This is a genomic window from Agrobacterium larrymoorei, from assembly GCF_030819275.1.
GTDB lineage: Bacteria > Pseudomonadota > Alphaproteobacteria > Rhizobiales > Rhizobiaceae > Agrobacterium > Agrobacterium larrymoorei_B.
Genome location: NZ_JAUTBL010000002.1, coordinates 1348198 through 1360472, shown reverse-complemented (window position 1 = coordinate 1360472; position 12275 = coordinate 1348198). Strand labels below are relative to the sequence as shown.

9 protein-coding genes are annotated in these 12275 nt (G+C 59.7%); all 9 read left to right on the top strand.

All coding sequences use genetic code 11. The annotated features are described in order from the left end of the window. Positions 1-60: 60 nt before the first annotated feature. The 9 genes from QE408_RS15215 to QE408_RS15175 all read left to right on the top strand — a co-directional run bounded on the left by QE408_RS15215 (position 61) and on the right by QE408_RS15175 (position 12246). Positions 61-936 (top strand): phage capsid protein, encoded by an 876-nt coding sequence (locus tag QE408_RS15215; protein ID WP_306932559.1) that lies wholly within the window; start codon positions 61-63, stop codon positions 934-936. 58 nt (positions 937-994) lie between these two features. Beyond that, a complete protein-coding gene (locus QE408_RS15210) occupies positions 995-1273 on the top strand; it encodes a hypothetical protein (protein WP_306932557.1) in 279 nt (92 codons plus the stop codon). Positions 1274-1344: 71 nt separating this feature from the next. Then, positions 1345-1974 (top strand): hypothetical protein, encoded by a 630-nt coding sequence (locus tag QE408_RS15205; RefSeq protein ID WP_306932555.1) that lies wholly within the window; start codon positions 1345-1347, stop codon positions 1972-1974. After that, positions 1975-4362, top strand: coding sequence for a hypothetical protein (locus tag QE408_RS15200; RefSeq protein WP_306932552.1), 2388 nt, complete (start codon positions 1975-1977; stop codon positions 4360-4362). A gap of 13 nt (positions 4363-4375) precedes the next feature. Beyond that, entirely contained in the window at positions 4376-4975 is a 600-nt protein-coding gene (locus QE408_RS15195; protein ID WP_306932550.1) for a hypothetical protein, read from the top strand. 57 nt (positions 4976-5032) lie between these two features. Continuing rightward, the gene (locus QE408_RS15190; RefSeq protein WP_306932548.1) at positions 5033-7915 is read left to right on the top strand and encodes a lysozyme; all 2883 of its coding nucleotides are present in this window, start codon (positions 5033-5035) and stop codon (positions 7913-7915) included. Continuing rightward, positions 7915-9018, top strand: coding sequence for a hypothetical protein (locus QE408_RS15185; RefSeq protein ID WP_306932546.1), 1104 nt, complete (start codon positions 7915-7917; stop codon positions 9016-9018). The genes QE408_RS15190 and QE408_RS15185 overlap by 1 nt, the downstream gene beginning before the upstream one ends. Then, a complete protein-coding gene (locus QE408_RS15180) occupies positions 9002-9751 on the top strand; it encodes a hypothetical protein (protein ID WP_306932544.1) in 750 nt (249 codons plus the stop codon). The genes QE408_RS15185 and QE408_RS15180 overlap by 17 nt, the downstream gene beginning before the upstream one ends. Next, positions 9748-12246: a hypothetical protein gene (locus tag QE408_RS15175; RefSeq protein ID WP_306932542.1), complete on the top strand. Its 2499-nt coding sequence runs from the start codon at positions 9748-9750 to the stop codon at positions 12244-12246. The genes QE408_RS15180 and QE408_RS15175 overlap by 4 nt, the downstream gene beginning before the upstream one ends. The last annotated feature ends 29 nt before the right edge of the window (positions 12247-12275 follow it).

Below are 12275 nucleotides of genomic sequence, written 5' to 3'. Positions count from 1 at the left end.
CGAGCCTTCGTGGCCTCTCCTTCCCCGGTGTTTCCCAGACATCATCGGAGAGATCGTCATATGACGCAAAATGCACCCAACTGGAATACGACCCAGTACGCCAATCGCGCGATGCATATCTATCAGCAGAAGGGCAACCGTCTGCGCCCGACCATCACCCAGGCCATGCGCATCGAGAACAACGAAAAGGCGGTGTTCTGGCTGGCTGGCAAGACAAAGGCCAAAAAGGTCGAACGCCGCGAGCGTAACCAGCCGGGCAACGGAGAGCGCAAGAAGGTCGAAGTGCCGCTTGCTACCTGGAAGGCCTTCGATGTCGTTGAAGAATACGACGTTGACCGTATGAGCGTAGACGAAAAGGAAGTCGTTTACGAAAGCGGCGCGAATGCGCTTGGTCGAGCGACCGACATCGAAGTCTATCAGCAGATGGCAACCGCCGTTCCGAACGTACCTGGCGACCTCGACTTCTCGGCCGGCGCCTTCGGCGCTGCAAATGCCATGATGCTGTGCAAGTATCTGCAGGACGACAAGGTCCCGTGGGATGGCAACGTATATTGCGGCCTGCCTTCCCTGCAGTGGAACCAGCTGCTGGCGAACAAGGTGGTTAACTCGTCTGACCATGTCGGCGCCGACATTCCTTTCGTGAAGGCGACCGACACCCGCTTCTGGAACGGAGTGAATTGGTTCCTCTTTGTCGAAGAAGATCCGGCCGATCTCTACCCAGTGCCGGGCGCCAACAAACAGGATCTGTTTATCTGGCACAAAACCGCGATGGGCTGGGGCAACAACACCGATCTCAGCGTCATTACCGATTGGGACAACTACGAAAACTGGTGGACCATCAACATGACCGCCAAGGGCGCCGCCTCCCCCATGCAGGAGGGCAAGGGCATCAAGCGCTTCAGAACCTCCACCAACTCGGCGATCGCGATCGTCTGATCCTGACGGCGGCGTTCGCGCCGCCCTCTTCTCTTGTCTTCAACATAGGAGAAAGCAAATGGCTTTCGATAAGAAGGGCTTCCGGACGGTCGATTTCATGTTCAACCCGTCCGGCGCTGCAGGTGCAAACCTTGGCGTCCACAAGTATGTCACCAACGACGATCGCGCGGCCGTCGAGACCGCTGGCTATTTCAACAGCCTGGCGAAGCTTCTCAAAGTCGGCGATCACCTCGACATGACGCTCGCACTGGCGAGCGCGCCGGCGCGCCGAAACTACATCGTCACGGCCAACACTGGAGGTGCCGTCACCATCGCCGCCCAAAACGTCGCCGCTTGATGTTTTGATGTAGCCTTGCCCTCGCCGGCTCACGCCCCGGCGAGGGTTTGGCATTTTCAGGAGCTCGTTTCATGGCACTGCTGACGCCCCTCGATATCGTCAACACCGCGTGCGCTCGCATCGGTGAAGAGCCCGTTCAAAGTTTCACCGAGGATCTGGGCGGCGGACAAAGCGCGTCGCTGATCTACGATGAGACTGTCGATTTCAACTTGGGCCTTCAGCCGTCCGGCTTTGCCTTCGCCCGCGAAATGCGTCAGCTGTCGCGGCTTACCGACGCGGTACCGCTTAGCGGTTTCGCCAATGTCTTCGAGACGCCGCAGCCCTATATTGGCCTGCCTGTTTACCTCACAGACGACGCGAAAGATCCACGCCGGCGCTTTACCGAGTATCTGTTGACGAACGGCAAAGTGCACGCTGATGCCGATCCTCTCTTCGCCATGGTGAAATTTCGTCCGGATCCGCACTTGTGGACCGGCACATTCAAAACGGCGACGATCACGGCGATCGGTGCCAAGCTCGCCTATGCGATCGCGTCGAACCGCAACGCCTATTCGGACTTCTTGGTCGAGGCTTACGGAACTTCGAGTGAGCAATTTCGCGGCGGTCAGATGAGAGCCGCACTTTCCGAAGACGCCTTTTCCAATCCGCCGCGTCAAATTCAGATGCAAAGAAATCCGCTCGATTCGGCATGGAGATCCTAAATGGTTTCGAGCCCTGGACGCATGCAATCTGCCTTTACAGCGGGCGAGCTCGCGGAGATCCTCGAGGAGCGCACGACGCTCAAATATTTCGCCACCGGCCTGAAGTACGCGGAGAACATCGTCATTGCTCCCCAGGGCGGCTTTCGTCTTCGAGATGGATTGCGACTGATTGGCGATCTGCCGGCGGATGCCGATCGATTGTTTACATTTGATGCATCGAATGGGAACCACTTCGACTTGGTGTTGGCTGGTGAAAGTTGTCACGTCTGGAACGCAACTTCTGTGGAGGCAACGATAACCGTTCAAGGGATGAGCCAATTTGTGTCCGAGCTAACGTCGGCGCAAAGGCTGGATACATTGCTTCTATTTCATTCCGAATTACAGACGAAGCGGGTCATCTATACGCCGAATGGCTGGCAGGTTGGTGATCTGCCTTATGAGGAAATTCCCAACTACGATTATGGCGAAACTTACACCAACGGCGTTCCCGCAGAATGGACTTTGGAATTTGTTGGCCTCAGCAGCGGGTCAGCGATTGCCGGAAGTGTGTTCCGCCTTGAGATCGCGAAGGGCACCGGCTCGGCATATGCAACTGGTAACATCGCATATACCGATGACAACGCGGCAATGGCAGCACGGCTAGCAAGTGCGATCGGAGCGGTGATTTCTGTTGGCGCAGGCATCTCCGTCACGAACACAGCGCCCAATCGGTTTCGAGTGGAATTCTCCGGAGCGTCCAATGTCAGCGCTCACTGGACAGTCGTAAGCCCGATCTCTAACCCGGGCGAAATCAATACAACTAAGCTTCAGGATGGAGACGGAAGCTCCACACCGGACGTCTGGCAGATCGAGCTTGATCAACTATCAGCACCATCTACCTCCGGGGGCAGCATCTTCGTTATCACCGTATCAGGCCAGGAGACGGCTTCGATCGCTTACACGTCGAATGCGACAGTTCTAAGGAACACGATTGCTGCGGCGATCGACAACCTTCCGAATGTTGCGCTAGGCACGACAGTTACTATCCCATCCGCCAACATCATTTCGATCAAGTTCACCGGCGCTAACAACGAAGGTGACGGATGGGCCGTTTCTGGACGCGTTATCAACAAAGCTGATGCAGCAATCGTCTCGGTTAAAAAAACTCCAGGCCAAGCGCCCGGCGAACCTGTCATATCTGCAGAAAGAGGGTGGCCCCAGTGCGGCTGCTTTTACCAGCAGCGACTAATAATCGGTGGTTTCAGGTCTCTCCCCAATGCTTGGATGGCCTCGCGTCAGGCCGACTACTTTAACTACGACAATCGCTTTACGGAGGCAAATGGCCCGTTTCTAGTACCTATGGACATATCTGGTGGTGAGAAAATCGAAGCCCTCGTTCCCTCACTGAACCTTCAGATTTTTACCACGCAAGCCGAATATTGGCTTGCAGAAAGAGCGCTATCAAAGTCGGAAGCACCGAACCATGTCCAAGCGTCTCGCAATGGAAGTCGAAGAGGCATTCCAGTTGCTGAAAATGAGGGCGCTTCGCTTTGGTGCCATGCCAACGGCTCCACCTTGGGCGAGCTCCGCTATACCGACCAGGACGGAAACTACCTGGCAACCAACATTTCGTTGCTTGCCCCTCATCTCCTCGAGGACGTCCGGGATATGGCCGTTCGCCGCGCGACCGCCTCGATGGATGGTAACGTGGGTTGCGTGATCCGGAAGGACGGCCAGGCCCGGCTGGTCACTCTCCTGCGGGAACAGGAAGTCACTGCCTTTGCCCGCATGTCGTCAGACGGCCTGTTCAAAGCCGTCGCCCGTAATGGTCGCAATGAATTGTCGTTTATCCTAGACCATGCTGGCACGCGAACGCTCGAGCGGATGGAAAACGGCCTTCTCCTGGATGAGGCGATCGACGTCACTTTCGGCGCTCCCCAGGCAACCGTGCCTGGGCTTTCTCGGTTCAACGGCCGACAGATCTGGGCGATCGGCGATCGCAATGTGTTCGGTCCTTTCACTGTTATTGCCGGCCAGATCTCGCTACCGGTGAAAGTCAGTCATGTCACCGTCGGCACATGGCGCCCCCCGATTGTTTCCACCTTGCCGCCTCCCCGCGAAATCGGACCCAACACGGTCCTGAAACGAAAAGCCCGGATCCACACTGTTCATGTTTCTGTGCTGGACACCACGAGCCTGGCGATCTCGACGAATGGCGGCCCGATGAAAGAGGTCGATCTCCATCGATGGGGCGTCGCGGCCGATGTTCCCGAGCTTGACCAGGGCGTGACCACAAGCATCAAGATCTCCGGCCTGAGAGGATACGCCGACGCACCGTTCGTCACGATCTCTCAGCTACGACCCGGTAGACTGAACGTGCGAGCGATTACCGTCGAGGCTGCACTATAATGGAGATGCAGCCATGCAACTTGCCGTCGCGGCGATCGGGAAAGTTTTCGCAGGATTAGGCCTAGGCGCAACCGCCGGCGCTGGCGCAGCTGGCGGCGTAGCAGCTGGAGGGTTGGCGGCTGGCGGTGGCGCGGCAATGGGTGCCGGTGCCTTGGGTGCGCTCCAAGGCTTTTCCACCGTGCTGAAGGTTCTGGGCACGATCGGCGCCGGGGCGGCCGCCGCTCGCGAAAGCAACGACATGGCGGACCAGACCATGTTGCAGGAAAAACAAGAGCAGCTTGCCGGTGAGCAGCGGAAAACCAGCATGTCACGCGAGCTCGCTAGAGTGCTGGGCAATAATGAGGTGGCCTATGCCGCTGCAGGCATCGATCTGACGCAAGGCGTCGCGGCCGAAAACGCTGCGAACGCCAAGACCCGCGCGGCAAACGAGATCTCCATCGACCAGCAAGACACTGAGTTTCGTCGCTCGCTCTATCGCATGCGTGCCCAAGGGCTTCGCGACAAAGCCAAATCTCAGAGGGGTGGCGCTCTTCTTTCTGCCCTGGGCGATGTGGTTGGTTACGGCATCAGCATGGCTGAGCGGGGATCGTCGCCACCGAAAGCGACGGTCTGATCGAAGTTGACACTACGTCCTCCATGAAAAGATCGGCTCATCTTTTAGGAGGGCCGAATGGCGAACCGTCAAACCCGCAACCCCGGCCAGCTGGCCAGCTTTAACATGGCCGCCGCGATCGGCGACGCGCCGGCCTACGCCGTTAACACCGGCCAAGCGGCCGAGGCCCTGGCGAATGTCGCCGGCAGCCTTGCCGATACCCTTGGAAAGCTGGCGACAGAAGCGACTGTGCGAGAGCAAACCGACGCCGGCCTTTCATATGGTCAGCAATCATACGAGGCTTTCGACCGACAAAATCGAGCGGTTGCTGAAGCTGGCGGCGTCGCCGGCACTGGCCCATGGCACGAACAGGCTAAAGCGCTCCTTCGAAAGGAGGAAGGATTTCGCGACGTTCCCTATTGGGACGTGAACGCGCACCGGGTGGGCTACGGCTCCGACACCACCGTGACGGCCGACGGCAAGGTGGTTCAGGTCACAAAGGGGATGAAGATCTCGCGCGAAGACGCCGAGCGAGATCTCGATTATCGCCTCACCAAACGCGAAGGCCTTCAGGTTCAAAAGCAGCTTGGCGACACCTGGGGCAAGCTTCCACCAGGCGCCCAGGCTGCGTTGGCGTCGGTCGGTTACAATTATGGCTCATTGCCGAAAGAGGTTGTGGCGGCGGCAAAGACCGGCAATCTTCAAATGTTGTCTTCGGCCGTTGCTGGCTTGAGTGCCAACCCAGGCAGGCGAAAGCGCGAGGCGGCTATGATTTTGGCAGGTGGTCAGCCTGTCCCTGCAGCCTCGACACCTGCCACGGCTTCCGCGCCCGCATCTCCTTCGGCGACAGCGGCTGCCCCTACTTCAGCTCCCCCGGCTGACACCTCCATCAAAACAGGCAGCGTTACGCCGCCCCTTTCTTCATCTCCGCTAGCCCTTCGGCGGGATGGAACCGTGGGCGGTGAGGCGTTTGATCGGGCTGCAATGTCTGCCTGGGGTTGGCGCATGCAAGAGGGCGTTTCAAACGAACTCTATGCAGCACAGCAGCAAAATGAGGACAATCCCGCCGGCTACGCTGCAGCGGCCGAGGAAATCCGCAAGAAGTACATTGCCGAGCTTCCGGCAGATCCAAAAATGCGGGAGATGTTCGACAAGAGCTTTGTCAGCAACAACCAGGCTTACGTTCGCAACATCAATGCCAACTATGAGAAGAAGCTTCGCGCCGATCAGCTGACGGCCTTCGGCGACGGGTACAATTCCCGCCTGATCGACCTCGAGCGCCAGGCGCAGGTTCTTGGCGCCAACGCGGACGGCGACGCCATCATTACCGAGCAGACGCAAGCGTTTCAGCGATCCGTAGATGGAGCCGTGGCGCAGGGCATTCTGACCGCTCCCCAGGCGGCAAAGTACAAGTTGGATATCGCCGAGACTGCAGCGCGCGGCCGTATCCAGGGCGTCTATGATGCTTTGCCAACGCCAGAGCAAAAGGAGGCTTTTGCGACTGGGCTCCTGGACGACTGGAAAAAGCAGCAAGGCCCGCTCGCCTCCCTGCCCTTTGATACCGTCAAAGGGATCTCGAACACGCTTTTCAATGACGCGCGCCAGCAGATCAACCAGCGCACAGCTTCCAACAAGGCGGAAAAAGTTCGGCTCGAGGCGTTGATTGAGGACGATGTCGCCAGCATCGCGGCCAGCGGCAAGGGCTTGGATCCCGCGAACTCTGGCCTTGATCCGGCGAAGGTCTTGGAGGTTGTCGGGCCTGAAGGCGTCGAAAAGTGGCGCCTTGGACAGGACAGAGCCAACCGGATCTATGCCGCGACGAACGGGATGGAGGTTCAGAGCACGGCGGATCTCTCGCAGCGCCTCACGCTGATGAAACCGCAGGCCGGCAAGCCCGGCTATGCTGACGACCTGGAAATCTACGAGGCCGCCCGCAAGCGCGCCCAGGAGGTGCTGAAGGAACGCGAAACGGATCCGCTCGGTCAGGCCGCGCGTGGTGGCGCGATCGAGCTTCAGCCGATCGACGCCAATTCGGCCGAAGAGCTCACGAGAACGCTAGGCCTTCGTAAGACGCAGCGCGACCAGGTCGCAGGCCTCTACCAGCAACAAGTGCCGGTTTTCCGTCCTGGAGAGAAAGAAGCTCTGTCGGTCGCCATTCTCCGCAAGCCGGAAATGCTGCCGGCATTCGCAATTTCAGTGCAGGAGGCTTTCGGCAAAGATGCCCCACGCGTTCTGTCCGAGCTCAGCGAAGATGGGCCCGTCATTGCGCATGCCGCCGGCATTTCACTTGCTTCAGGCGATACCTCCGTCGCCAATGATATCGCCGACACTCTCGCTATGAAGCGAGAAAAACTGTTGACTTCGAAGATGCCGAGCGCGGCCGAAATGGGAACCTACGCGAATGGAGAGCTTGCCGGCGCTCTTTCTGCAGATCCCCGCACACAGTCAGCGATGATCCAGACAGCGTCCATCCTTTTCGAGCGAATGGCAAACCAAAATGGTTTCGACGCAACCGAGCTCAAGACGGAAGGATCTGTAGCCCGGGCGGCCTACTCCCGCGCGTTGGACCGAGCCGCCGGCGCGCGGGTGATCGGCAATAAGACCTATGGCGGACTGGCCGACGTAAACGGATCAAAGATCATCGTCCCGTCGGACATGGAAAAGGAAAAACCGGGCAAACTGCTATCGACCCTTACCGAAGACCAGCTGAAGAAGTTGCCGCCGATCGACAACCGCACCGGCTTCAATATTCCGATCAGTAAGATCCGCCAGGCAAGGCTGGTGTCGGTTGGAGATGGCCTATATCGCGTCGCCCTCAATGATCCGCTTGGCGAGGATCCTCAGTACATCAAAGCTGAAGGTGGAACGTTCTGGACGCTCAACATTCGGAACCTCGAGGAAGTCGCCCGCACCACCCGGTCAGCTGACGAAGAACTCGATTTAACACCGTGGATCCCCTAATGAGCTTTTGGTTCAACGAGGCGCGCGACGCGACGCCAGCATCATGGGCCGCCGGCCAATCATCTTTAGGCGAAATCTGGGACGCTGCGCGTGAGCAGATGCGCCTGGTCGATAACACGACGGCGCGCGCCGAGGCCTATACTCGCGCCTATGACGAGCGGATCCGCGCCATCACCAAGGCGACCGGCGAGACGTTCGAAAACCCGATGAATGTCAGTGTCGCCGGCGAACAGCCGGAACGCCAATTCGACCCACAGCGGGGGATCATCAGCGATACCGAGCGCACGGCCGTCAAGATGCAAGACGCGGTCAATCGCTTCAACACATGGCTGACAGATCTCGAAAAACGCTATCCCGATCGAGCCGACGTCATTCGTGCCGGCGTCCCGGTCGAGAAGGACGCGGAGGCGCTTGCCAAAAACGCGGACGAGCGCCTGGCTAAAACCATGGCGGCCCGCGAGGGCATTGGGAAGTGGATGGCGGCGATCGGCGGCGGACTTACCGGCGCTGGTTACGACCCGATCCAAGTCACCACCATGTTTGCAGGCGGCGGCCCCGGCGGAGCTCGCACGATCGGCGGACGAATTCTCACTGCCGCGCTAAAGGAAGCTGCCGTAAACGGCGCGATCGAAACCGCGCTTCAGCCGCATGTGCAGGCATGGCGAAAAGAGATCGGCGTCGAGAACGGGCTAAATGAAGCGCTGAAGAATGTTGCGTTCGCTGCAGCCACGGCCGGCGTCTTGGGCGGCGGTATGCAGGCCGGCGCCGAGGCGGTCGGTCGGGTCTTTCGTCCTCGCGAGGTCGAACAGATCGCCGATGCTGTTGCGGCGTCGCCTTCGACACGCCCGGAGATCCGCGAGGCTTTTTCCGGCGACGCGGTGCGCGCGGCCGAGATTGCAGCACCTATCCGCCAGGCGCTTCCGGCTGAAGCTCGGGGCGCGATCGATGCTCTGTCGGCCGCCCGCGCTGCAGAGGAGTTGCGACCTGCCGCCGCGTCGATCGACACGCACGATCGTGCAATCAGCCAAGCGATGAAAGCCGCCCAGGACAACAGCCCCCTTTTTCTTCGAGCCAGATCCCGACCAGGTGCGACGCATCGTTGATCAACTGGTACCGGACGCGCCGGCGACGAAAGGCGCGAAGGCCGACACCCTTTCTCAATTTCTCATGCGTTCCGGAGGCGTCCAGGACTTCCGGGGCGAGCTTCAGGCGCTTGGCCTAGAAAAGGTTTCCGAACGTTTCGTCGGAAGGTTGGTGCGCGATAGCGGCATGCCGCTGGACGAGGCGCGGCGAGCAGCTGCAGAGGCCGGCTATTTCGATCATCGATATGGCACGCCTGACCAGGCCATGGAGCAAAGCACCATTCGCGATCTTCTGGACGAGCTCGACACGGGATCTCGTGAAAGTGTGAGCGTCGTCGATGATGGCGGCCGGGCTTATGCTGATGGCCTGGTTCACGAGCTGGTCGCGCGTGCAGGTCCGGCCGTCGATGACAAGTTGATCCTGCAGGCGGCCGAGCTTTCCAATGCCGAAGGATTGGCACCGGCGGAGGCACTTGACCGTGTGCTGATCGACGCCGATCGCGCGGCCGAGGAAATGACCAGGCTCCCCGTTGCACCCGAAAGGATCGACAGCACGGATATGCGTGGCGGCCTCGACAATCCCGGCCGTGCGATTGAAGACACGTTTTTCACGGATGCCGATCTAGCCGGCATTCCGGATGATTTTGAAATCCCCTTCTTCGACGATGGCAGAACCGCCACACCCCAGGGGATCAAGGAAGAGCTTGAGCGCCTGGAATGGCTGTCAACAGTGGTGGAGGCTTGCCGCGCATGAGTTTCAAAGATTGTATGAACACGGCCGTCGAGGGCGGCGAGATCGCGAAGGAAGACGCCGCGCGGCTCACTCGCGACTTTGACCGGCTACGAAAGAAGTTCGCCGGCAACAGTGAAGTGACTGCGGACGCCGAGGCAAAAATAGCGCTTGCGGAATTGCTGAAGGCCGAGACGGCTCACCAGAAGCGCAAGGCGAAACTGTCTCTATCTTCGATCAAGCGCATTGCGGCCGACATCAACAGCTACAAGAACCCACGAGGCGAGCACGACGTCGGCGCCGCTGCGCTGGATCTCCTCGAGCACTTCGGCACGGCACCCTTCGATAGCGTCGAAGGCCGGCGCAAGGCGATCGTTGGTATGGCGCATGCGCGCATGGATGACGTTCTGTCTCACTTCAAGCGCTCTGCCCTTCTCGGTGACGTCGGCCGGCACAACAAGGCCCAACTGGACGAGGTTGTGCGCGAGGCTTTTGGCGAGAACAGCGGAAACCAGGCTTCCAAGCAATTCGCCAAGGTATGGGAAGATACCCATGAGTGGTTGCGCCAACGTTTCAACGCGGCTGGCGGCGCGATCGGCAAGCTCGAGCGTTGGGGCTTGCCGCAGCATCATGACGCTCGAGCTCTTCGAAAAGTTGGCCTGGAGCAGTGGAAGGCGGACATTCGACCGCTCCTCGATACTGCCCGGATGAAACATCCTCTCACGGGCCAGCCGATCGACGCCGGCGAGATCGACGATATCCTTGACGGGATCTGGACGAACATTGCCACAGAGGGATGGGCGAAGCGCGAGCCGCTGCGTCAAAGTCTAGGCCGTGGCGCCCTGGCGAACCAACGCGCCGAACATCGCTTCCTCGTCTTTCGTGACGCCGATAGCTGGCTTCGCTATCAGCGCGACTATGGCGGTGGTGGCGATGCGTTCGCAGCGATGATGGGCCACATCAACATGATGGCGAAAGACATCGCGGCTATGGAGGTCCTGGGGCCAAACCCGAACGGCACGATCGAATGGCTGAAACAGGTCGTTCAAAAGCAGGGCATGGAGAAGGTTGCAGGCCGGCCTAGCCGTTTCGCAGGTAAGGCAGAGCGCGCGATCGACGGCGCCCAGTCCATCAACAAGAAGATCGATGCGCTGTGGGGATCCATGCGGGGTACGCTGGAAACGCCGGTCAATGGCCGATGGGCTTCAGGCCTGGCAGCAACGCGCAGCCTCATCACTGCGTCGGTTCTCGGATCCGCTGCGCTGTCTTCTGTGTCCGATATCGGCACGACGATGATGGCGCGCCAGTTCGTCGGTATCGGTGCCCAGGGAGCATTTTCCGACCTGGTCAAGGCGATGGGCAAACAAACCAGAAAGGAGGCCGTTGCCTCTGGCCTCATCCTGGATGAGGCAATGCACGTCTTTCATGCCCAGGCGCGCTATGTCGGCACGATCGACGGACGCGGATGGTCCGGTTTCTTGGCAGATCGTGTTCTCACCCTCTCCGGACTGACACCATGGAGCCAGGCGGGCCGGCACGCTTTCGGCCTGGCCTTCATGCGAACGACGGCCGAGAACGCCGGCAAGACGTTCGACGCCCTGCCCCCCGCCCTTCGCGATGTCATGACGAGATACGGGATCCGGCCGATGGACTGGGACCGCATGCGTGGCCTGCCAATGCACGATATGGGCAGCGGCACCATGATCATGCGGCCGAACGAAATCGGCGAGCGTCTGGACGAACGGCTGGCAGAGCGTTACCTCTCCATGATCCAGTCCGAAACGGAATATGCAATTCCGTCAGGATCCAACCGCTCAAAGATCATGCTGGTCGATGAGAACAGGCCGGGCACCTTCATCGGTGAAGTGGTCCGCAGCTTCGCCCAGTTCAAGTCCTTCGGCGCCGTGTTCCTTCTTCTGCACGGCCGACGCATCCACGGAATGCTGACCGGAGGCCAGGTCGGCAAAGGTGCAGCCTATGCAGGATCCTTGCTGGTCTCGACAACGCTCTTCGGCGGCATGGCCCTGCAGCTGAAATCCATGGCATCCGGCCGAGATCCGCAGGACATGGGAACCGGCGCATTCTGGGGTGCCGCGCTCCTGCAGGGCGGCGGCCTTGGCATCTATGGCGATTTCCTGTTTTCCAACATCAACCGCTATGGCGGCGGATTTTCGACCACGTTCGGCGGCCCGCTGATGCAGCGCGCCAACGACGCCTGGAACCTGACAGCCGGCAACATCGCCCAGTTGGCGAGCGGCGAGAAAACCCATTTCGGCCGCGAGCTCGTGAAGTTCGCCAAGGGCAACACGCCGGGATCTACTATCTGGTATACAAAGCTCGCCTGGGAGCGGATCGTCTGGGATCAGCTTCAGTACCTTGCCGATCCGGAGGCAAACAAGGCTTTCAAGCAGCGTCAACGCTTCTTCGACAAGGAGTTTGGACAAGGCTTCTGGTGGCGGCCTGGTGAAACCCTTCCCGATCGAGCGCCAAATCTGCCGGCCGCGATCGGCGCAAGTTGACGTGACCGACGCCATGAAATCATGGCCTC

Excerpts from the sequence above, each read along its gene's own strand:
- QE408_RS15215 (WP_306932559.1), top strand. The coding sequence starts at position 61 with ATGACGCAAAATGCACCCAACTGGAATACGACCCAGTACGCCAATCGC.
- QE408_RS15195 (WP_306932550.1), top strand. The coding sequence starts at position 4,376 with ATGCAACTTGCCGTCGCGGCGATCGGGAAAGTTTTCGCAGGATTAGGC.
- QE408_RS15185 (WP_306932546.1), top strand. The coding sequence starts at position 7,915 with ATGAGCTTTTGGTTCAACGAGGCGCGCGACGCGACGCCAGCATCATGG.
- QE408_RS15200 (WP_306932552.1), top strand. The coding sequence starts at position 1,975 with ATGGTTTCGAGCCCTGGACGCATGCAATCTGCCTTTACAGCGGGCGAG.
- QE408_RS15190 (WP_306932548.1), top strand. The coding sequence starts at position 5,033 with ATGGCGAACCGTCAAACCCGCAACCCCGGCCAGCTGGCCAGCTTTAAC.
- QE408_RS15175 (WP_306932542.1), top strand. The coding sequence starts at position 9,748 with ATGAGTTTCAAAGATTGTATGAACACGGCCGTCGAGGGCGGCGAGATC.
- QE408_RS15210 (WP_306932557.1), top strand. The coding sequence starts at position 995 with ATGGCTTTCGATAAGAAGGGCTTCCGGACGGTCGATTTCATGTTCAAC.
- QE408_RS15205 (WP_306932555.1), top strand. The coding sequence starts at position 1,345 with ATGGCACTGCTGACGCCCCTCGATATCGTCAACACCGCGTGCGCTCGC.